Source organism: Mangrovivirga halotolerans, from assembly GCF_026241165.1.
Taxonomy (GTDB): Bacteria; Bacteroidota; Bacteroidia; order Cytophagales; family Cyclobacteriaceae; genus Mangrovivirga; species Mangrovivirga halotolerans.
In genome coordinates this window covers 424,512-446,039 of record NZ_JAPFQN010000003.1, presented here as the reverse complement: position 1 = coordinate 446,039, position 21,528 = coordinate 424,512, and the positions used below count along the sequence as shown (strand labels likewise).

Genomic DNA, 21,528 nt, shown 5'->3' with positions numbered 1-21,528 from the left:
CATTTTTACTTTAATTTTTGTTTATATAACTTTCAACCTCCAAAATCTTTTGACTATAAGAGTTATTTAATGCAAACCGCCTTCTTTCCTCACTTAATTCATTAGAATTATAATAATCCAGATTAGCAATTAAATTATCAAATGAGCTGATAAACTCTTCATCTTTCCTGCTCATAAGAATCAAATCAGAATTGGAAATATTTTCATATTCATTCATCCATTTCGAAAACACGATTTTTCCACTACCCAAATATTGCATTACTTTATGTGGATTGGATACTTGATTGAAAAAGTTATGATTATCATAACACAGCAATAAAATATCTACCCCCAAAAAATAGGAATTAAGTTCTTCAGGAGGAATCAAACCTAAAAAATGAAAATTGCTGTTACTTAGAATCCTGTTATGCATATTTATAGTATCCCATTTACCAGCTACCAAAAATTCAATTTCCGGATATTTTTCTACCAATTCATTAAATAAACTCCAATGAATATAAGGGATATCTAGATTTCCTACATATAAACATCTGATTTTCGAATCATTTTCAAAGACATGCTCATTTTCATTATCTGAATAAGCATATCCGTGATTTATTTTAAATGAATTTTGGTTAAATTCTAATTGTTTCCTAAGAATTGCCTCACTTGTAGAGAAGCAAACATGAGCTGTTTTAGAAGCTTTCCCAAAATTAAAATCCATATTCAGATCTACAATATGAGATATCTTAAGAAGATAATCTGGAAGACTATCAAAATCAAAAAATACTGAATTATCAAAGGACCATATCACATCAAACTTAACTCCACAAAGTTTTTCTAATTTCGCATATACAGTCTTTATATTTTTTTTAATTAAAGGTTTTGGGAAATACTTAAGGCCCCTTAAGAAACCTGTATAATTAACTTCATACAAACTATCAAATCGAGTAATTACCTTTTCATTTTTATTACCAGGTGGATTTAAGAAGAATACTTTATTTTTCCTTTTTGAAAGCTCGATTGCATAGTGATGTTTAGAAACAAATAAGTGAGACCATGGTTCAGGGGATATAAGTAAAATATTTTTATTGTATAAATGCATTATAACTTCACTAACCTTGATATTTTAAAAGCAAAAAAATAAATTTCTAAAATTTAAATTATTCCTCTCACAACATTTTATAACTGAACCTGATCCACCCCTTATATAAATTCTTTAATTAGTACAGGAAATCTTAGTATAGCATAACCTAGTATTATTGCCTTCACAATCTTTCTGAAAAAACCTTTCAAATAAAAATAGTATATAAAACTTTCAGAATACCGTATCAAAACTACTTTCTTAACTCGGAACGATACGAATTTACTATTCTTTAGGACTGTTCTAAAAAGTATTTTATTAAATCTTGCCTTTCTAATGAATTTCGTTTTATCATCACCTGCAATTATTCTATTGTTATCATGAACATATCTAATGGCTACAATTCTATCAAACTGCCCATTTTTAAATTTATGCTTTATTGCCAATTTAATAATAAATTCAGAATCCTGTGAAACCCTTAGTGATTCATTAAAAAGCGTCTCAGAATTAATAACCTCTTTTTTTATTGTTAATCCATTAAGATGAATCCACCCTTTTCCACCTAAAATTAGCGACTCTAAAACTTTTGAAGTATCACTTTCTAGCAACATAGTATTCCCACTGTTTAACGCAGGATTATTCGCAGCTTTTATTCTTTCCAGATGTTTAATTTTAGCCGTAGAATTTTGATAATCAGCCCCAACTGCTTCAAAAACAACTTTCACTTCTTTAGTTTGAAATATTTTCTGTGTATCAAAAAATCTCTCAGGTAAATAATAGTCATCTGCATCTAAGAAAGCTATATATTCATTTGTTGCATTTAATAGCCCTAAATTTCGACTAGCTCCTGCACCTTTATTAACTCCATCTTTATGACGAAATAACTTTATTTTATCGTATTTACTCGCCAGCATTTGACATATAACCAGAGAGTCATCTGTAGAATCATCTTCTACCAAAATAATCTCATCTACTTCTGGTTGAATTAAAACTGACTCAACAGCTCTAGTTAAATATAAACTAGCATTAAATACAGGGATAATAACAGAGACTTTCAAAACAACAATTCAATTCTTCCTTTCTTAATGTGAAATATTTATCGCATTACTAATGATAATATATCTTTATACGTATTCTTTTTAGATTCAACTGAAAATTTATCCTTCACAATTATTTCTCCATTTTCACCTACTTCAGTTCTCAGAAACCCATCTTCAATTAATTTAGAAATTTTCTCTACCCATTCATCTTCATCTCCAGCTAAGAATCCATTCACTCCATCTTCAATAATATCTGCATTGACACCAACCGGAGACATAATTGTTGGAATACCAAGGGCCATATATTGAAGTCCCTTCAAAGCACACTTTCCTTTGGTCCATTCGTCATCCGGTAAAGGCATGATTCCAATATCTATTTTTGATAACTCTTCAACTTCTGTTTCTTTTACCCACGGTTCTCCTTTTACTCCCAGCCTCTCATTTGAAAAAGTGGGATCTCCGATTACTTTAAACTCAACCTTATCACCGTACTTTTCTTTGATTCTAACCAATGCTGGGATAATTGTTTCAAAATGTATAATCGTTGAAAAGGAACCACTCCATCCAATACATACTTTACCTGTCTCCTTTTTCATAATTCTTTGATATTCCTGAGTGTCTATGGTTGTTGGAATGATCTTAACTTTAGAATTAAATTGACGAGCGTAATTGGCAAGATAATTATTACCCGCAATCACCAGATCTGCTGCTTTTATGATATCCTTTGTTTTATTCGGGTTTTTGAGAAAATAAAACATCTTATTGGCACTTTTAATATCACCAGCCTGATGTTTCCAGATCGCATCATCAAAATCAAAGATCAATTTTGATCTTTTCGAAAAGCGTCTTTCAAAAAATGATGTACCCAGCATTATTGCCTCTCGCTGAACAAAAACAATATCATACCTGGTAAAGTATGCAAGCCTGATTAACTTCAAAATTGATTTTAATACAATCCTGGCTTTACCTAAGACCGCTCCATCAGAGTAAAATATTTTATCATCTTTTTGATTCAACAAATACTCTTGTTTACAATCAAATCCTTCTCCTTTTAAAAAATCTAAATATTGTTCAAATCTAAACCTTTGAGAAGGTGAACGATCAGGCCTGTGAATTCCAATAAAAAGAACTTTTGGCTTTCCCATAAATCAATCCTCTAACCACACTTTGGGAAGGTTTTCTAATATTTCTATATTCTCAAATTTTGGAGTTTTTCTCACCCCATTCATTTTAACCCATTCTGCCATGTTTGTAAGTCCGGTTTCGAGGTCAGTTATTGTGTCCGGTGTGATTCCAAAAACCTTTCGGGCTTTAGAGTGATCAGCATAGGCATGAATAACCTCATTTCTGGCTTCTAGATTCCTTACCTCACCTTCAATTCCCATAACTTTCATTACGGTTTCAGCTAATTCTTTTACGCTATAATCAGTATCACCTCCGATATTGAATACCTCATTATATGCTTCGGGAATATTTACACTTTTAGCAATATATGGAGCAACGTCATCAATGTAGCTGAAAGCCCTTGTTTGACTTCCATCACCAAATACCGTCAGTGGATTGCCTTTCATTAACTGGTTCATGAATATTCCGATTACATTTCTATAACGGTCTCCTATATTCTGTAACGAACCATAGACATTATGTGGCCTGAATACTATATAGTCAAGACCAAACATTTCATGTGCTGATTTGAGATCCAATTCGATTGCATACTTAGCAACACCATAAGGATCTTCAGGCATAGGAGTAGCTGTTTCGATCATTGGAACCACCTGAGTGCCATATACAGCAATAGATGAGGTGAATACAAAGCACTTGATCTTATGTTTCACGGAAGCATTTATTAGGTTAATGCTCCCCATTAAATTATTATTATAATTGAATTTTCTAATGAAATGGCTTAATCCTTCCGCTGCATAAGCTGCCAAATGATACACATAATCAAAATTATGTTTCTCGAATAGATCATTTATTAGATTATCATCACATATTGATCCTTCAATGAATAGCGCTTTTTTATTTACATTTTCGATAAATCCACCACTAAGATCATCAAGGACCACTACCTCATGCCCCAATTGTAATAAACTATCTACAACATGTGCACCGATAAACCCAGCACCACCAGTTACTAATGATTTAGCCATTAAAAAATTTGTTTTTGTATTTTTCTAAAAAAACAAATTTAAGTGTTGTGTACCAATCTCCCGTAATATTTCGACAGATAAATAAAACATAACTATAAATTCTTGATAAATTTCTTTTTTAACTGAAAGATAATTGCTTCTCAAACTTCCTTTCTTCCTGGTAATACCAGATTATTAACAATCCCAGCACATAAAATGGAAGCAAAGGAATACGATATCTTGACAGGGTACCAAAATTGAAGGTAGATATCCCTGTAGCGAAAGCAAAAGCGAATGAAAAGGCCAGACAAAATATCACCTCGGGTCGTTTTAAATTAATAATCATCTCCCTAATACCAGCTCTGGTAAATATATAAAGTGTGAAAAGTAACATTCCCAGACTCTCTATCATTGAAAGAACCATTAAAGGATTTCTTACCTCCCAAGGATATGGTCGAAATAAAGCAACATTTATAGCCTGTGGTGCTAATTTAATCATACTTTGCCATGTCCCATCCAGTTCCCCCAATTCATAAGTTGACCCAGCCCCTTTCCCTGTCCAATAGGCAATATCATAAGCTTGCACCTGGACTGTCTCTGCAATATTATCCAAACTATATTTTCTATTTTGCTCTCCTACTATACGCATCGCATAAAATGTGCCCACAATTAATATTACACCTAAAAAAGGGAGTGCTAATGCCTTAAGAATTGGATCCTTAATTACTGAAATGTTTTTAGTAGTCCACCATAGCAATAAGCATGGCACGGCAATCAAAAATATATAGATCTTTACATAAAACAAGGTATATGCTGATAATCCAGCTAACAAAATCAACCATATACTCCGTTTTCCTTGAATAAAGAATTCAATAAAGAAATAGACAAGCCAGCTAAGAGCAGCTAAAGTAATCGTATCTTTTAATATCCCAGACCCCCAAAACACGATTGATGGAATAAATAAAACTGCATAGGCAATATAGCGACGTATGGCAGGAAATAAACGCGAAAAGGCTCTATACATCATCCAATGACTTAAAAAAGCCACAAAAGCAAAGCAAAAAGCAGTTCCAACATAACTACCAAAGGTAATTGTATCAAATAATGCAGCTGTTCTCACAACAAAATAGGATGCAGGATCATTGAACGTCCAGATATTTCTCGCATATTCGAAAGATTTAGCCATATACTCACCTGGATGAGCCATCAATTGCCACCAGATTTCCAGATCATCGAAAAGTGATGACCAGATTATTCGGCTACCATGCCTATGAAAGGTAAGTGTATCACCTCCTCCGTAATAAAAATCATATAGTAACCCTAGTGCCAGGGCTCCAAATAGTCTGAGTAAAAGTGCAGGAAAAAAGTATTTTCGATCTTCTTTTTGGGTCACAGAAGGCCTGATCATCCATGCAATTGCAATGATTATGATCAAAAACAACGGACCGATCAAAAGATCTTTAAATTGCATTAGCTAACTTTTTTGACTGGCGCTCCAATATATACACCAGACTCTGTGATATTTTTGTGCACATAACTTGAGGCCCCAACGACTGTATCTTTAATAATCTCTACACATTGGGCAGTTCTTGCTCCACTTCCCAAAAAAGAACCATCCCCTAAAATTGCCTCTCCATTTAAAAATGCTCCAGTAGATATATGACAATGAGAACCTGTGAAAGCATCATGTTCAACTACTGAATTTGTATTGATTATATTGTTAATCCCTATTTTTGCTGCAGCATTAACTATAGCCCCGTGCATGATAACAGACCCCTCACCTACTGTAGCGTGCTTGCTCACATGTGCAATCGGAGAAATTATTACAGGTAGATTTGCCCCAAATCTTTTTAATTCTTTGTAAAACTTAATTCTGATTTTAGCGGAATGAATCTGCCCGATTGTAATCAAAAAATTATCATACTTTCTGGCTAAATCCGGTATATCTGTATCTTTTGCTGATATTTTGTAATCTAAAATTTGATTACCTAACTTTTCTTCTACATCAAGTATTTCGGCAATCTCATACTTTCCCTGGCTCTCAATCACATCAATGACAGAACGGCAATGCCCTCCCCCACCGATCAAAACAATTTTTTCCATATGGGAAATTAAAAAATTCCTAAAAATTTACCTTCTTTTTTCTCTTTTCTTCTTTCCTTCAGATATTTTCTTGCAGCTTTATTAGCCGGGTGTTTTCGATCAGAATTATCTTTAATTGCTTCAACATATTCTTCAGCAACCTCATGATCACCTTCTTCATCAGCTATTCGAAGTAAGTTTAACAGACTATACAAATGGTAACCAGACTCCTCCATTTCTCCAACTTCTCCAAAATCTATCGCCCTGCGATAATAATATTTAGCTTTTTCATTTTCTCTTTTTGCCTTATAATGCTCACCTAGAAAAAAAGCTGCATATTTCCCGGCCCATGGACCATAACCAAATTCATTGGCATCAATCCTGGTCATGATCGTATCACAAACGGGTACCATTTGTGTCCAGCGTCCGGAATTATATAGAAGTCTGGCATAATACATCATGAAAACTGAATTCTGTGGATATGTATCCATTAAAAGCTTTGCAACCAAAAGAGCCTCACTCTTATTTTTCTTTTCTGAATTAAGGATTTTTACCAGAAAGTGCTGTGCTTCAGTCCTTGTATAAAAGGCATTATTAGCTACTTCCCTAAGCTGCTTAATACCCAGTTCTTTATCTCCCTTTTTAAAAAATAATAAAATGGGTTTTAGCGCTGGATAATTATCTGGTATCCACACTGAATAATAATTATAGAGTGCATGACCAAATAGGAATTCAGGACTGAGATTCGTGTATTCTTCAGAGTCTTCAAGATATTTCAATGCTTTTTTACCTGCAGAAGCAGCCCTTATCCATTCTTCTCTTTCACTTAGAAGCCTGCCTTTAAATCCATAAGCAGCCGCCAAAAAGAATGATGCCTCGATCTTGTTAGGTGGCTTTTTATAAAGAAATTCTGCTAGATATATTGCCGAATCCATGTAGGCATGAAACCTTTCATCTCGACTTTTATCCTGCATGTTTGGCAATATTTTCCACCATTCTGACAAACCTCTCAAAAAATAGCCAAGTGGATGCCATGGATATTCTTGTTGCAACCAGCCAAATTGCAAATCTGCTCTTTCAAATCTGAAATTATAAAGATTATTTACTGCATCAGTAGATTCGATCTGAACTTTAGGATTTTCCAGCAATATAAAAATTGAATCCTCAGTCTGTGCACTACCATTAAAAAAAACAGCAAAACTTATAAAAATTAAATATAGTATTTTTCTATCCATCCTTGTTATAACGTTCAAAAGTCAATTTATTTCCTGCTTTATGAACCCGGAAAGCAGAAAATACTCTTGGTTTACTACCTACAAAATGTATTAATTGTTTCAATCACATAATTAACTTCTTCTTGACTGAGTTCTGAATGAATTGGAATTGAAACTATATTATTTACTAACCAATTACTATTTGTTAAATCATTTTCTTTCTTAACATATCTTCTGAAAGCAGGTTGATTATTGAGTGCAACCGGGTAATGAATCTGAGTTTGGACACCCTTACTTTTTAAATATTCACGGAACTCATCCCTTTTTTGATTTTTAAATGTCAATACAAATTGATGAAAGGTATGATAACTCTGTGGATGTTCAAATGGCAGACTGAAATTCCCATTCGGATTCAATTCTACAAAATACCTCCTTGCATTCGATCTGCGTATTTCTATTAAATCGTTCAAATGCTTTAGCTTAATATCTAAAATAGCAGCCTGTAAATTATCTAACCTGGAATTTGTCCCTGGCAATACATGAAAATCTTTTTCTATTTGCCCATGATCACCAATCATTCTGATCTGACGGGCAAGTTTTTCATCATTCGTCATGCAAGCACCCGAATCACCTAAAGCACCAAGGTTTTTAGTTGGATAAAATGAAAAAGCAGAAACTTCACCATATCCTCCTGCAGGAATAGCTTTGCCTGTATCAGGATCTTCCCACTTACTGCCTATTGCCTGGGCTGCATCTTCCAGTATCCATAATTTATGCTCATCTTTCAGGTCAGCCAGATCATTCAAAGGAATGGCCTGCCCATATAAATGAACTGTTATGATTCCAACAGTCTTTTTATTTATCAGAGGAAGGATCGATTCTCTAGTCAGGGAAAATGTCTCAGGATCAACATCTGCAAACACAGGTCTCCCCCCGCACAACAGTACTGCCTCAACAGCAGACACATGACCATTTGCTGGAATTATCACTTGATCACCACGTCTGACTTTTAATGCTTTTAATGCTAAAATCAGAGCTCCGGTACCTGAGCCACAGCCAATACAATGCTCTACACCCTGAAATTTTGAGATATTTTCCTCAAACTTATTAACAAACGAGCCCTGGATAAACATGGATTCATCCATGATATCATCCAGGGCAGTATGGATATCATTCCTTAATGAGGCATGTTGCCTTTTCAGGTCGACCATATCGACCCTCATGCTCATACTTCCTCAGTATTTTCGCCGTGTTTATCGTACTTTTTACCCATCAGGAATGCTTTTATATAATCATTAATATCTCCATCAAGTACATTTTGTACGTCTGTCCGTTCAACGCCTGTTCTGGCATCCTTTATCAATTTATAAGGATGGAGAACATAGTTTCTGATCTGGCTACCAAAATCGATTGCCATTTTCGAACTTTCTACCTCTTCTTTAGCCTTATTACGCTTTTCTATCTCGATTTGATATAGTCTGGAGCGAAGCATATTCATTGCTTTCTCCTTATTTTGCAACTGGCTTCTTTCCTGCTGACATTCTACAACCACTCCGGAAGGGGCGTGTCTTAATCGCACAGCAGTTTCTACCTTGTTTACATTCTGACCTCCTTTACCACCTGCACGGAATGTTTCCCAGGTAATATCAGAAGGATTGATGTCAATACTAATAGAATCATCAACCAATGGATAAACATAAACTGAAGCAAATGAAGTATGTCTTCTTCCTCCGCTATCAAAAGGGGATATTCTTACTAGTCTGTGAACTCCTGTTTCTGCTTTGAGATAACCATAGGCGAACTCCCCCGTAAATTCAAGAGTCGCTGACTTAAGACCAGCAGTATCACCAGGCTGATAGTTTACTTCCCTTACCTTAAAGCCGTTCTTCTCCCCCCACATAACATACATCCTCATCAGAATGTCTGCCCAATCCTGGCTTTCGGTTCCACCAGCTCCCGGATTGATCTCCATCATGGCACTTAACTGATCTTCCTCATTTGAAAGCATTCTCTTAAACTCAAGCTCTTCCAGAGCATCTTCAAGCTTCTGATAACTTTCATTTACTTCTTCTTCTGAGGCTTCGTCCATAGTATAAAATTCATGAAGTGTTTCCACATCACCATACATTGTATCTATACTATCAAATGCCTTGGTCCATTGTCTGAGGGACCTCATTTTTTTCATTACTTTCTCCGCCTCTTCCGGATCATTCCAGAAATCGGGTTGGGCGGAAAGATCTTCCATTTCTTTGATTTCGTCTACTTTCTTATCGTAGTCAAAGATACCCCCTCAAGGCCTCTACTCTGGCCTTTACACTCTTAAGCTGATCTGAAGTCATATATATTAATAAAAAATTATTCGATTATTTTATCTGATGCAAAGTTATGAACAATTTGGCTAATCCTGAAAAAGGTAGTTATTTAGATCCATTTGATACATCCTGAAAACTGTCAATATTTATGAGATTCATATCCCATCTTTTATCAAGCCTGTATTTTCTTCTTCGCAGAAGTTTATATATAAGACCGGTTCCAACCATGGCTCCTCCTACAATAAAAATTCCGCTACTAGGCTCAAATTCAGCATTATTAACTATCCTAATATTTACGAAATCTATTGCTACCAGGATTGCGCCTCCAGCTATTAAATATCCTGATAACCTATCCATATAATTAGTTTCATTTTTATAAACGACCTGAACCTCCTCGGGTTTTAATGTTTCGTAAGTCAATTGAAAAGTAGAATCAGTCACACTTACTAATTGATCCCTGTATACGGTTTCATCACCATATAATTTATATATAAAGGGATCTCCAACATTGATTACTTTTCTCTTTGAACCAGATTTATTACTAATTCTGATAAACTGTTGGCCAAAGGTTATCGAAAACGAAAAAATCAAAATGAATAAAATCAGTGTGGATCTCATAGAAGAGAATTTATCTTAGTGATTATTTTTTTTATAAATATAGCGGTAAATACCTTTGTCAATTTTAAGGTAATTAACTTATTATTCACAAAAAAATCACGACCACTGGCCGTGATTTTCATTAAAAAACTTTAAAAATCTTTATAATTTATAATTCCAGCCAAACTTATCCTCTGCTTGACCATATTTTATCATATCAAGTTCTCTAAGAAATTTGTTTGACCATTCTCTTTCACTGATCGGAGGCAATTCATAATTTGCTCCTTCATATCCGATCTTTTTTATATGAGCAATAGTTGCTGCTGTACCTGTTCCGAAAGCTTCCTGAATTCTACCTTCCTGAGCTGCTTTCACCACTTCTTCTACAGAAATCTTTCTCTCTTCAACCTTAACCCCCCAATCTCTTGCTAACTTAAGGACACTATCTCTTGTGATACCTGGTAAAACCGAGTCTCCCGGATGCGGAGTGATCAATGTATCATCGATTCTAAACATGATATTCATTGTTCCAGACTCTTCAATATACTTATGCTCTTTTCCATCGGTCCAGATCAATTGCTGATATCCTTCCTCAGCAGCCAACTTTGCAGGATACAAAGATGCTGCATAGTTACCCGCAGTTTTTGCATATCCAACTCCTCCTTTTGCAGCCCTGGTAAAATGTGTTTCAATTTTTACACTTACAGGTTCAGCGTAATATGATCCTACCGGACACGTGATGATTATAAATTTATAATTATCAGAAGGACGGATACCAATAAAATCATCAGTACCAAAAACAAATGGACGAATATATAACGATTTGCCTACCTCATTGGGAATCCAGTCATTATCGATCTCGAGCAAGGCTCTCATTCCTTGTTCATATAATTCCTTAGGAACTTCAGGAATACACATTCTTTCAGCTGATTTATTTAATCTTTCGAAATTTGCGAAAGGTCTGAAAACTAAAGTTTCTCCTGACTCTGATTTATAAGCTTTCAATCCTTCGAAAATAGATTGTGCGTAATGCAAGGTGGTTGTTGCCGGATCAAGTTCTAAAGGACCGTAAGGTAAGATTTCAAAGTTTTGCCACTTACCATCTTTGTAGTCGGCCATAAACATATGGTCTGTGTAAATTCGACCAAATGGGATATTATCAAAATCAACTCCCGGAAGTTTTGACTCCTTTATCTTTGTTACTTTAATATCAATAGTTTCGGTCATGACGGGTTATTTCGGGTTCAATATTGAAGATTATTATCTTCACTTAAAATATGTGCAAAAATATCAATTTTAAATCTTGAAACCCAATGATTATCAATAATAAAAAGGAGACTTCTATTGTTCTGTCAAAATTAAATATTGACGAATTTGATTTTTTATCTTAATGACAAAATAAAATTTCAAAGCCCTGTTTATTAGAAAGAGATTTATTTTTCGGGAACCCAGGGTGTTTCTGTCGCATTTAATTCTTTGGAATTCATTCTGGACAGAACGAAAAGATAATCGGAAAGGCGATTTAGATAATGGATAACCTTTTTATCGAGAGCCTGATGTTCATTAAGAAGCACTACAGCTCTTTCAGCTCTACGGCAAACAGTTCTGGCAATGTGAACATAACTGACTGATTGATTGCCTCCGGGAAGGACAAAGTTTTTCAATGGAGGCAGATTTTCATCCATAGTATCCATTTCAGCTTCCAGATCTTTTATATCCTGTTCGTTGATCTTCGGAATAGCTACTTTTGATTTTTCAGGATCTGAGGCAAGATATGAACCTAAGGTAAATAACCTGTCTTGAATTCTAATAAGGAAATCATTACGTTTTTCGTTCACCTTTTGATCTCTTACCATACCAATCCAGGATAGTAATTCATCTACGGTACCATATGCTTCAATTCTGATGTGAGATTTAGGTAATCGGGTACCTCCAAGAATACCAGTGGTGCCATCATCACCGGTTTTAGTATAAACTTTCATAGTCAAGCTTCAATTTTACCAGTACGAATATCGGTATTTACTTCGTCAGATTCAATCAATCCGTCGCGAAGCCTGACTATTCTGTGAGCATAGTGAGCTATATCATCTTCGTGAGTTACCATAATTATGGTATTACCCTGATCATGTAATTTTTGGAAAAGATCCATAATCTCGTAAGAAGTCTTAGTATCAAGGTTACCGGTAGGTTCATCAGCCAGGATAATACTTGGATCGTTAACAAGAGCTCTTGCAACAGCAACCCGTTGCCTCTGTCCTCCTGATAATTCATTTGGTTTGTGATCAGCTCTATCCCCTAATCCGACGCTTTTGAGAACATTCATAGCTTTTTCCAGCCTGTCTGCTTTTCGCATTCCAGCATAGATTAATGGAAGAGCTACATTTTCGAGAGCAGTTGCCCTTGGTAATAAGTTGAAAGTCTGAAAAACGAATCCAATTTCCTTATTTCTGATTAAAGCCAGTTCATTATCTGACAAACTGGATACATCATGATTATTGAGAACGTATGATCCGGCTGTTGGGGTATCCAGGCATCCTACGATATTCATCAAGGTTGATTTACCTGAACCGGAAGGTCCCATAAAGGCGACATACTCTCCTTTATCTATTGAAATAGTGATGCTTTTAAGGGCCTCCACTGTTTGGGTACCCATTTTATATATCTTGGAAATGTTACTAGTCTCTATGACCTTGCTCATGATCTTGAATTATTTAGCAATATAAATTAACCAACAATGAATCATTTTCTGAATCATTAATTTATAAGCGGAAAGAAATAATGACAATCGGATTATTCCCAGTCTGTTGATGGTTGTTGAAGCAGGTCTTCAATCATCAATTCTAAGTTTTCAACCGAATCCGCAGGAATACTACTTCTAATATCGCTAAATGTTTTCCTGGCATAATCTTCAAGACCAGCCTTTGCACTACTGATCACATAAGCGATTCTCAGTGATTCATTCTGTGATTGATTATTATAAGCGTTTGCTAAAACATTATTTGCCTTTAGAATCTCATCTCGAGAGGTTAATTCTTCTGCTATAATTAAGATCAAAGGTGTTTCATATAGCAAATCCAAAGCCATCGATTCAAGATCATCTGAAGAGAGTTCTTTATAACTACTGAAAAACTGACTATAAATCTTTTCTCTGACAGATTCTGGTTGATCTACAGGGCCATTTATCCCCAGAATCATTCCAGTAACAGGATCTACTTGAGGTTCAATGTCATTTGTAAATGATTTTGCCCTATCACTCCGGCCCTTTGAAGCTTCAAATTTACTCAGCTCAACTCTTACTTCCGATGAAAGCGTATCAACTCCCATCAGTTCGTTTGCCTTCGTATATGGGTTTTCTATTAATAGTTCTTTCAATATAACCACCTGATCCTGAACACTTAAAATGCTCAAATCCATTAATAGAGGTTCATGCTCCTTTAAATAATCCGGTGGCACTGAACCTGAGTTGATTGCATCTGTGTAAATATCTCTAGCTGTCGAAAGATTCCCACTTTCAAGCAAAGCAATTATTCCTACCCAGGCACTCCCTTCAAATCCACTTTCTTCAGCCCTGAAGAAATATTCCGCAGCAAGATCAGGATGATACATATCAGCCATCAGCATACCTTGTAAAAATCTGTAATAACTTCCGGTGCTACTCCCTGCAAGTCCGCCGAGTTCATAAATTGATGCTGTAAAATTTCCCTTTACATAATTCCTGAAAATACTTAACTGCTCTACGCTACCTAAGAATTCAGCATTTTGAATTTGAAATCGGTATCGCTCCAATTCTTCGATAGAATCTTTAAGATTCATGATCTGATTTACCACTCCGTTGTTCAAAAGGATAAATGAAGGCTTATCCAAAACAGAATCTGAACGTGTGAAATTAAAATCAGACAATTCTTCTTTCTGGAAATTTTTTAGTGCAATCAGATTTCCCCTGTAAAGATCTGACTGATCCTCTGGAGATATGGCATTATTCAGAGAATCTGTATCGTCTCCAACTTTTAACAGACTTTCAATCGCCATAATATTGGCTATTGCTTTTTCTTCAAACCCTAAGTCATAGGCTTTTTCAAAACTCCAGACTGCTGAATCATATATTTTGACATTAGAATATGCAGCTCCTCTTGCTATCCAATATTCCGGGTCATCACTATAATATTGTTCCACTTCATTGATATTGAACAATGCTTCAAATTCTCTTCCTTCTTCTCTGAGTAATCGTATAGAATTTAACTGTGCCCTGAGATCCGGAGATAACTTTACTGCCTCAGCATAAAATACCTGCTCTCGAACCTTTTCTCCTCTTAATCTCATCAAAGAGGCCATGGCCATATTTGCATGAATATTTCTATTCGCAATAAAACGTGACCTTCTAAAATAGACTTCTGCCTGTTGCCTCTGATCCAGGTAATAATAATAATCTCCGATTAAGCTCTGATGTGATGCTTTTCCATATTTAGTGACAAGCTGACCAGTAATAAAATACAGACCAAGCCCAATAACTGTCCCAAATACAAATACACTCACATAAGGAATAATTTTTGGGCGATACAGGTTATCGCCTATTCTTATTCCTTGTTTAAGAAACTGATTAAAGTTGATTATTACATATATGAAAAAACTAAATAGCAGACCAAGATGTAAAAATATTATCAAATCATTGATCGAATACAATAGTGTATCTATTGCTGTAGCTGCCTGAAAACCAATCAATCCTAGACTTACCAGTCCAAAACCCAGATATAAGAATTTACCATCAACATTCCAGTCGATAATAAACTCACCCTCTTTAAGCTTCAGTTTCCAGGACAACCATCCTCCGAGGTAAGCACCGATAAACAATATAATAGCCGGAGCTAGTACAAGGTCTATATTCAGGTCTTCATGAAAACCAAGATACAATAATATCAGGTTACCAGATAGTAATAGAAAAGCGAAAATAAACTGTAAATAGGTAGGATTTGAGCGGGTATTACCTCCAATATAATATGCTACTAATGTTAATAGATCATGTGCAGTGAATAAAACAGTTACACCAAAAATTATCAGACTCCCATGAACCAAATTCGCTGATAACAACATTAATGGTCTATCCAGTTCACTAAAATTGATCACTATTAAAGCAAAAAACAGGATAGTGAGCAGATTTATTATCCACCTTCTGCCAAATTTGGTCTGTTTGGATCTGAATTTAAAGAATAGCGTCGGACCTAAAAGCAGAATAATAGTAAAAACTACCGGAATCTTATCCAACCTGCCAAAAAGCAGAAGTGAATCGATATCAGACCAAATAAGAATAAGCATCACCAGGGATATGCCTAAATAAAAATAATATTTATGCAAAGCAGGTAATGCACTTAAAATTACCGAAAGCCCTAAAAAGAAAATTATTAAATGATAAAAGAAAGGATCTTCCTGTATCGTCATCAGACCCGCACCATAAGAAATAATTCCGACAAAATTTTCGGCTAAAATATTAAACTGACTTGTTACCAGAGAAAATGAAAATAATGGCTGAGTAACTTTTTGAAGACTGTATAATTCATTCCAAGGGAAAATATTTTCACCATGATTGAAGTAAGCCACTAAACACCAGGTTCCAGCGCCTAAAAATGCCAGAAATAAAACATATTGAAGAATTTTACCTGTGGTGCTTTTCTTATTAGCTAAAAAATTATTGTTCATTATTCTACTACTTTTGGAACAATGAAAAAGTCATCGTCATGTTCTGGAGCATTTTTTAATGCTTCTTTATGAGATATGGTAAGTTTAGCTTCGTCTTCTCTCCATCTGTTAACTTCACCAGAGATATTGATCAATGGTTCAACTCCTTCAGTATCCAATTCATTGAGTTTTTCTACCCAATCAAGGATTTCTGAAAGCTCACTGATCATACTCTCTTCCTGAGATTCATTTAACTCGAGCCTGGCAAGATGAGCAATTTTTCTTACGGTTTCTTTATTGATCTTCATGCATTAACAGTTTCAGTAACGGAATCATGAGCCGGAAAATGACTATTTAATTCGTTTTGGATAATATTATAAACCCGATTTTTTAAAATTGGAATATCCTTTTCGTTCATTTCATGGGTTTCAATTGGCTCATGAACAATGATTTTTTGCTTGTGCCAAGAAAACAAAAATTCATTATCTGGTAAAACTAACCAATTATAAGGAAGTGTAACAGGCACAATTGCAACATTTTGCTCTATAGCCAACCTGAAAGCACCATCTTTGAAAGGCGCCATGACTGGTGGGTTTTTCGCTCTTATTCCACCCTCCGGAAAAATCGCGAGACTTTTTCCTTCTTTGATTTTTTCAAGGCCTTTTCTGTAAGCAGCATACTTATCTTTCGCTCTGCTTCTGTCTACAGTTATATGAAGCTTTTTAAACATATATCCAAAAAGAGGAACCCTTGCTATTGATGCTTTCCCCATAAAGATGAAATTATTAAACAACCAGGTCATTATGGCTATATCCATATAACTAAAGTGATTAGCTACGAAAATCACCTGCTTCCTGGATGAAAATTTCTGTTTCTTAATAACGTGAACCGGCATACCTACAGCAGTAAACCAGATTCGGGCCCAGACATGATTGACAAAATGTAAGTTCTTCTGGAGTGGCCTAATAAAAATTAATAAAAGAAAAAAAGGATATAAAAAGAGAAATACAATTACGAATGTAATTGCTCCATAGATCGTATAAATAAGCTTAAAAAACTTTTTCATTCTAAAAATGCTTATTTAGCAGAATTCTTTTTCCAGTATCTTTTTAAACCAGCTACAGACATCCAACTTGGATTTGCGGCTTCATATTGTTCCAGCATTCCTATCGTTGCCCCGTTTTGTTTTAAATGACGATGCATTTTCTTTTGAAATTCCGGAATTATCTTTTCATCAGACTCACCATTTTCTACATATGGTTTTATCCATTTTGCTATTTCGTGCAAGCTTTCCTGAAGTTGGTCTAAGTGGGACTTAACATTTTCCTTTCCTGACACCTCACCAAAATGAGTTAAAAAAAGGCGTTCAGGATCAGCTTCCCTGAGTACTTCGATAGACTTATCCCAGGCTTCGACATTTATATCAGGCGGTGGACATGGTGCTACTACCGGCCCGTTATTGATCTTAACACCACCGACATCTCCGGTAAAAATGCTATCGTTTACCTGCCATGCTATGTGATGAGAGGCGTGACCGGGAGTATGAAGAGCCTTAAAATCTACTCCACCTATTGAAATAGTATCATTATCTCCCACTTCTTTAATCTGATTTTCAGGAATGGATTTCATCTTTCCCCATAAGGTATCCATGCTATCACCATAAATTCTACCTGCACTTTCCATAAGCTTATCCGGGTTAGCAAGATGCTTTGATCCTTTAGGATGGACATGAATATCCGCTCCTCCGATAGCGAGTTTCCAGGCAGCCCCCGCATGATCGAGGTGAATATGAGTGAGCAGTACATTACTGACATCCTTTATCTCAAGCCCCCGAAGTTTTAAAGCTCTACGCAAAAACCTGTATGTTGAGTGAGGTCCTGTTTCTATTAGTACAGGTCCGTTATCGGTTTCGACTGCAAATGCAGCAATCGACTCTCTTATATTTTGAAAATTCAGATCTAATATATGTATCATATCAAAATATGATTTGTTCTATTTTATCAAAAGAAATTCTTCCTGACGACCGTCTATGTAAGTCACTTTCTCACCATCAAAATATGCATCTTCTTCAAGCATTATCCTGATTTCCTTACCCCATGGTTCAATATTTACTGCATGGTTTAATTCAATACTATAGGCTGTTCTCGGATATAAAGGATAATCCCCTGGTCCAGGCACACCACCTTGCGCATCCCACATTCCTATTGTCGGACCCGCAGCATGACCATGATATCCAATCGGATGTGTATAGATGGTAGCTTTAATCCCCTGTTTATCTGCCTCAGATAAAGCAGTAGCTAATATATCATTTCCGCTTCTTGCCAAAAGAAATTGATTAGTCAGGATATCCTGAAGTTGATTTCCGGTCTTTAAAGCTTCTACTAAATATTCAGGAGCAGATTTTTCACCTTCTTTAAGAACGTAAGCATGCTGTTGTGTATCCGTATTTAAACGCAAGTAGGTAATACCAAAATCTACATGTAGAAGATCGCCGGGCATAATAACTCTGTCTCCGGGACTATCTGAAAAGCTTCGTAAATGATCGAAATTTTCAGAATCAGAACGCTGAACACTGACCGTTGGATGAAACCATGCTTTTAAGCCCAGTTCATTCACTCTTTGCCTGAAAAACCAGACTACATCATCTGTAGTGGTTTCTCCGGGAGTGATAACTTTATTTGAAAACCCTTCTGCAATTATCTTGTGAGCGATATTGCAAATGTCTTTATAAAGGGCCATTTCTTCATTGGTCCGTGTTTCCAGCCAACCTACTGCAAGACCTTCTGCCGAGACGATCTTACTATCATAATTTCGAGGCAGGGCTTTTAGCAAGGCATCATATTCAGTTTTAGGCATTCCATCTGCAAGAGCAAAATCTTTTGAGATATTAATGCCTATTTTATTTGGCTTATGACGCTCTACTAACTTCCTCAATGCCATCCATTGATCGGGTTCTTCTTCTTTATCCCAGGCTTTTTTAAATACCTCACCAACATTATATCTGGCTATAGCATAAGTATTCAGACTATCACCATTATAAGAAATCACCAAAATTGTTCTTCTCCTTGCTGACATCCACTCAGCCGGAAGCATTGTTTCAAGAACTGGATCTTCATTATATTCTCTACTTATCAATATCCACATATCGATACCTGTCCGATCCATCAACTCAGGCAAAACCCTGTTGATTCGAATCTGTAAAAGGGAGTCAATTACCTTAGCCCTCTCTTCCATCGACATGATTTCATAATCTTCTTCTTCCTGGCTGGCATTCTCTTCCTTTTCTTCCTGGTTACAAGCAGAAAAAAACAATAAAGTGCACAGAAGAAATAATAAGTTGTATTTACTCATGATAAAAAATATCTTAATTCATAAAGATGCATTATTTTTCTCAAATGTCGAAAAATGAAGGTTATGATTCGACCCTGTAACTACTTCTTTTCACCATTGCATTGGTATACCATTCAAAACGAATCAAAGAAAGAACGCCTGCAATTGTCAACCCAATCAATAGCCCATACCAGATTCCTTCGGCTCCATAACCAAGCTTAAACCCGAATAACCAACTCACAGGTAAACCGAAAATCCAATAAGCCAACATCGTAATGATCGTTGGGATTTTGACATCGGTAAGTCCACGAAGTGCACCAAGGCAAACAACCTGCAATCCATCTGATAGTTGAAAAACAGCAGCAATAATTATCAGGTTTGAAGCCAAAGATATTACTTCCGGATCATCGATGAATAACGTTGGCAGCCATTGACTGGCCAAAGCGAAAAAAAGGCCACAAACCCCCATAAAAACCAGTCCCATTGCAAATAAAGTATGGGCAGCTTTCTTTAAGGTTGGAAAATCTTTTTTTCCAAATTGGTTTCCCACTCTGATCGTTGCCGCTGCTGAGAGTCCGGAGGCCATCATATAGGAAACAGAAGCAAGTGAAATTGCCACCTGGTGCGCAGCTTGCTCGACTTTTCCCAACCACCCCATCATGATCACAGCCAAGGCAAAAGCCCCCACCTCAAATGTATATTGTATACCACCGGGCAGGCCTACTCTTAATATTTCTTTAATCGTTTCAAGTTTAATTCTTGCTTTTACAGCAAAACGCCGGTGTATATTAAATCGCTTGTTTTTCGCTACGAAAACCCAGATTGCCAGCATCATCACTACACGCGAAATAAGGGTACTGTAACCTGCCCCAAGAAGTCCCATTGCAGGCAGTCCAAGTTTACCGAATATGAATATGTAATTAAGAATGATATTCAACACATTCGATAATAAAATAATAACCATTGCTTCGCGGGTAAAAGCAAGACCTTCGACAAATTGTCTTAATATCTGGAATAACATTAATGGAATCAGTGAAAACCCGATCACTGCCAGATAAGGTTTAGCAATAGTAACAACCTCAGGAGGTTGATTAAAATAAGGTAACGCTGGAAAAACAGCAAAAATGAGCAAGCATAATAATAGTCCCCCGGCAATACCTACTACCATTCCGTTGTAAAGGAGTCCTCCAAGTCGCTTGAAATTCTTTTCACCATCTGCTGCAGCAACGAAAGGGGTAACACCAATTGATAACCCTATACCGAAAGTCATGGCCAGGCTGAATATACTTCCTGCCAGTGCAGACCCTGCCAGGGGAGTTTTCCCCAGATGTCCGACCATGGCACTATCAGCCACATTTACCATTATATGACCTAACTGACTGATCATCACAGGCACAGCCAGTTTGAAATTTATTTTAAAATGCTCGAAATAATTCATTTAACTTTCTCAGACCTTGAGAATTCTGGATGCTTTCAAAATACCTGCAACTGAAATGGCATCGGTAATTTTCCCTTCCATTACCCATTCAACAGCCTCTTTAAGAGGCATTTTCTTCACCTTAAGTACTTCAGTATCTTCAGGTTCCGGGTCTTCTTGAGTCAACCCAGTAGCCAGATAAACAAAACCTTCCTCATCTGTAACTGAATTGCTCGTGTGAATTCTCATAATATTATTCCACTCCGAAGCAACAAGGCCAGTTTCTTCTTTTAATTCTCTTTTGGCAGATTCAAGATGATCAAGCTCATTAGGTCCTCCACCCATAGGGATCTCCCAGCAATATTCATCTAATGTATACCTGTATTGTCCGACGAGCCAGGTATTTCCTTCTTCGTCTACTGGTATTATCCCTAAGGCTTTATTTTTAAAACTTACCTTTCCATAAATCCCTTTGGATCCGTTTGGAGTTAAAACATTGTATTCCACCACTTTTATCCAGGGATTTTCATAAACTTCCCGGCCATCCAGGGTCTTCCACGGGTTGTACATTTCATCCATAGCACAAATCTAACATCTTTTAAGTATGCCCGCCTTATTATGAATATTAAATAATTTCATCACACACTATTTAATTTTTAGACTACTCTAAAAAT

The 21,528-nt window shown here is 36.1% G+C and carries 20 protein-coding genes; all 20 read right to left on the bottom strand.

All coding sequences use genetic code 11. The features are described 5' to 3' along the window. Window positions 1-10: 10 nt before the first annotated feature. Window positions 11-1,084 carry a glycosyltransferase family protein gene (locus OO013_RS05940; protein WP_266055777.1) on the bottom strand — a complete coding sequence of 358 codons (1,074 nt, stop codon included), beginning with the start codon at window positions 1,082-1,084 and terminating at the stop codon, window positions 11-13. Between the two features lie 101 nt (window positions 1,085-1,185). Then, window positions 1,186-2,121: a glycosyltransferase family 2 protein gene (locus tag OO013_RS05935; protein WP_266055776.1), complete on the bottom strand. Its 936-nt coding sequence runs from the start codon at window positions 2,119-2,121 to the stop codon at window positions 1,186-1,188. A gap of 38 nt (window positions 2,122-2,159) precedes the next feature. Beyond that, entirely contained in the window at window positions 2,160-3,248 is a 1,089-nt protein-coding gene (locus OO013_RS05930) for a glycosyltransferase (protein ID WP_266055775.1), read from the bottom strand. Between the two features lie 3 nt (window positions 3,249-3,251). After that, the gene (locus OO013_RS05925; RefSeq protein ID WP_266055774.1) at window positions 3,252-4,253 is read right to left on the bottom strand and encodes an NAD-dependent epimerase/dehydratase family protein; all 1,002 of its coding nucleotides are present in this window, start codon (window positions 4,251-4,253) and stop codon (window positions 3,252-3,254) included. Between the two features lie 118 nt (window positions 4,254-4,371). Then, entirely contained in the window at window positions 4,372-5,703 is a 1,332-nt protein-coding gene (locus OO013_RS05920; RefSeq protein WP_266055773.1) for a hypothetical protein, read from the bottom strand. Further along, entirely contained in the window at window positions 5,703-6,335 is a 633-nt protein-coding gene (locus tag OO013_RS05915) for a NeuD/PglB/VioB family sugar acetyltransferase (RefSeq protein WP_266055772.1), read from the bottom strand. Before OO013_RS05915 ends, OO013_RS05920 begins: the two co-directional genes overlap by 1 nt. Window positions 6,336-6,343: 8 nt before the next feature. Next, window positions 6,344-7,549 carry a tetratricopeptide repeat protein gene (locus tag OO013_RS05910; RefSeq protein ID WP_266055771.1) on the bottom strand — a complete coding sequence of 402 codons (1,206 nt, stop codon included), beginning with the start codon at window positions 7,547-7,549 and terminating at the stop codon, window positions 6,344-6,346. A 74-nt stretch (window positions 7,550-7,623) separates the two neighbouring features. Continuing rightward, window positions 7,624-8,757 (bottom strand): DegT/DnrJ/EryC1/StrS family aminotransferase, encoded by a 1,134-nt coding sequence (locus OO013_RS05905; protein WP_266055770.1) that lies wholly within the window; start codon window positions 8,755-8,757, stop codon window positions 7,624-7,626. Next, window positions 8,754-9,867, bottom strand: a protein-coding gene (gene prfB / locus OO013_RS05900; protein WP_266055769.1) for a peptide chain release factor 2 whose coding sequence is annotated in 2 segments (ribosomal slippage) — window positions 8,754-9,815 and window positions 9,817-9,867 — 1,113 coding nt in all. Because the reading frame shifts where the segments join, the coding sequence is not laid out codon by codon here. Before prfB ends, OO013_RS05905 begins: the two co-directional genes overlap by 4 nt. 78 nt (window positions 9,868-9,945) lie before the next feature. Next, the gene (locus tag OO013_RS05895; protein ID WP_266055768.1) at window positions 9,946-10,458 is read right to left on the bottom strand and encodes a hypothetical protein; all 513 of its coding nucleotides are present in this window, start codon (window positions 10,456-10,458) and stop codon (window positions 9,946-9,948) included. Between the two features lie 141 nt (window positions 10,459-10,599). Next, on the bottom strand, window positions 10,600-11,664 hold the full coding sequence (locus OO013_RS05890; protein ID WP_266055767.1) for a branched-chain amino acid aminotransferase: 1,065 nt from the start codon (window positions 11,662-11,664) through the stop codon (window positions 10,600-10,602). Between the two features lie 206 nt (window positions 11,665-11,870). Further along, window positions 11,871-12,419, bottom strand: a complete 549-nt coding sequence (locus OO013_RS05885; protein ID WP_266055766.1) for a cob(I)yrinic acid a,c-diamide adenosyltransferase — start codon at window positions 12,417-12,419, stop codon at window positions 11,871-11,873. A gap of 2 nt (window positions 12,420-12,421) precedes the next feature. Beyond that, the gene (locus OO013_RS05880; RefSeq protein WP_266055765.1) at window positions 12,422-13,135 is read right to left on the bottom strand and encodes an ABC transporter ATP-binding protein; all 714 of its coding nucleotides are present in this window, start codon (window positions 13,133-13,135) and stop codon (window positions 12,422-12,424) included. A gap of 92 nt (window positions 13,136-13,227) precedes the next feature. Further along, window positions 13,228-16,128, bottom strand: a complete 2,901-nt coding sequence (locus OO013_RS05875) for a tetratricopeptide repeat protein (RefSeq protein ID WP_266055764.1) — start codon at window positions 16,126-16,128, stop codon at window positions 13,228-13,230. After that, window positions 16,128-16,415, bottom strand: a complete 288-nt coding sequence (gene gatC, locus OO013_RS05870) for an Asp-tRNA(Asn)/Glu-tRNA(Gln) amidotransferase subunit GatC (RefSeq protein ID WP_266055763.1) — start codon at window positions 16,413-16,415, stop codon at window positions 16,128-16,130. Before gatC ends, OO013_RS05875 begins: the two co-directional genes overlap by 1 nt. Continuing rightward, entirely contained in the window at window positions 16,412-17,173 is a 762-nt protein-coding gene (locus OO013_RS05865) for a lysophospholipid acyltransferase family protein (protein ID WP_266055762.1), read from the bottom strand. The genes gatC and OO013_RS05865 overlap by 4 nt, the downstream gene beginning before the upstream one ends. Before the next feature lie 11 nt (window positions 17,174-17,184). Next, window positions 17,185-18,081, bottom strand: a complete 897-nt coding sequence (locus OO013_RS05860; RefSeq protein ID WP_266055761.1) for an MBL fold metallo-hydrolase — start codon at window positions 18,079-18,081, stop codon at window positions 17,185-17,187. Window positions 18,082-18,099: 18 nt separating this feature from the next. Continuing rightward, entirely contained in the window at window positions 18,100-19,458 is a 1,359-nt protein-coding gene (locus OO013_RS05855; RefSeq protein ID WP_266055760.1) for a M24 family metallopeptidase, read from the bottom strand. Between the two features lie 61 nt (window positions 19,459-19,519). Further along, a complete protein-coding gene (locus tag OO013_RS05850) occupies window positions 19,520-20,875 on the bottom strand; it encodes an MATE family efflux transporter (RefSeq protein WP_266055759.1) in 1,356 nt (451 codons plus the stop codon). Window positions 20,876-20,884: 9 nt separating this feature from the next. Then, a complete protein-coding gene (locus tag OO013_RS05845; RefSeq protein WP_439651824.1) occupies window positions 20,885-21,424 on the bottom strand; it encodes an NUDIX domain-containing protein in 540 nt (179 codons plus the stop codon). Window positions 21,425-21,528 lie beyond the last annotated feature (104 nt).

Excerpts from the sequence above, each read along its gene's own strand:
- OO013_RS05885 (WP_266055766.1), bottom strand. The coding sequence starts at position 12,419 with ATGAAAGTTTATACTAAAACCGGTGATGATGGCACCACTGGTATTCTT.
- OO013_RS05845 (WP_439651824.1), bottom strand. The coding sequence starts at position 21,424 with ATGTACAACCCGTGGAAGACCCTGGATGGCCGGGAAGTTTATGAAAAT.
- OO013_RS05920 (WP_266055773.1), bottom strand. The coding sequence starts at position 5,703 with ATGCAATTTAAAGATCTTTTGATCGGTCCGTTGTTTTTGATCATAATC.
- OO013_RS05910 (WP_266055771.1), bottom strand. The coding sequence starts at position 7,549 with ATGGATAGAAAAATACTATATTTAATTTTTATAAGTTTTGCTGTTTTT.
- OO013_RS05940 (WP_266055777.1), bottom strand. The coding sequence starts at position 1,084 with ATGCATTTATACAATAAAAATATTTTACTTATATCCCCTGAACCATGG.
- OO013_RS05890 (WP_266055767.1), bottom strand. The coding sequence starts at position 11,664 with ATGACCGAAACTATTGATATTAAAGTAACAAAGATAAAGGAGTCAAAA.
- OO013_RS05850 (WP_266055759.1), bottom strand. The coding sequence starts at position 20,875 with ATGAATTATTTCGAGCATTTTAAAATAAATTTCAAACTGGCTGTGCCT.
- OO013_RS05865 (WP_266055762.1), bottom strand. The coding sequence starts at position 17,173 with ATGAAAAAGTTTTTTAAGCTTATTTATACGATCTATGGAGCAATTACA.
- OO013_RS05930 (WP_266055775.1), bottom strand. The coding sequence starts at position 3,248 with ATGGGAAAGCCAAAAGTTCTTTTTATTGGAATTCACAGGCCTGATCGT.
- OO013_RS05880 (WP_266055765.1), bottom strand. The coding sequence starts at position 13,135 with ATGAGCAAGGTCATAGAGACTAGTAACATTTCCAAGATATATAAAATG.
- OO013_RS05860 (WP_266055761.1), bottom strand. The coding sequence starts at position 18,081 with ATGATACATATATTAGATCTGAATTTTCAAAATATAAGAGAGTCGATT.
- gatC (WP_266055763.1), bottom strand. The coding sequence starts at position 16,415 with ATGAAGATCAATAAAGAAACCGTAAGAAAAATTGCTCATCTTGCCAGG.
- OO013_RS05875 (WP_266055764.1), bottom strand. The coding sequence starts at position 16,128 with ATGAACAATAATTTTTTAGCTAATAAGAAAAGCACCACAGGTAAAATT.
- OO013_RS05905 (WP_266055770.1), bottom strand. The coding sequence starts at position 8,757 with ATGAGCATGAGGGTCGATATGGTCGACCTGAAAAGGCAACATGCCTCA.
- OO013_RS05915 (WP_266055772.1), bottom strand. The coding sequence starts at position 6,335 with ATGGAAAAAATTGTTTTGATCGGTGGGGGAGGGCATTGCCGTTCTGTC.
- OO013_RS05895 (WP_266055768.1), bottom strand. The coding sequence starts at position 10,458 with ATGAGATCCACACTGATTTTATTCATTTTGATTTTTTCGTTTTCGATA.
- OO013_RS05855 (WP_266055760.1), bottom strand. The coding sequence starts at position 19,458 with ATGAGTAAATACAACTTATTATTTCTTCTGTGCACTTTATTGTTTTTT.
- OO013_RS05925 (WP_266055774.1), bottom strand. The coding sequence starts at position 4,253 with ATGGCTAAATCATTAGTAACTGGTGGTGCTGGGTTTATCGGTGCACAT.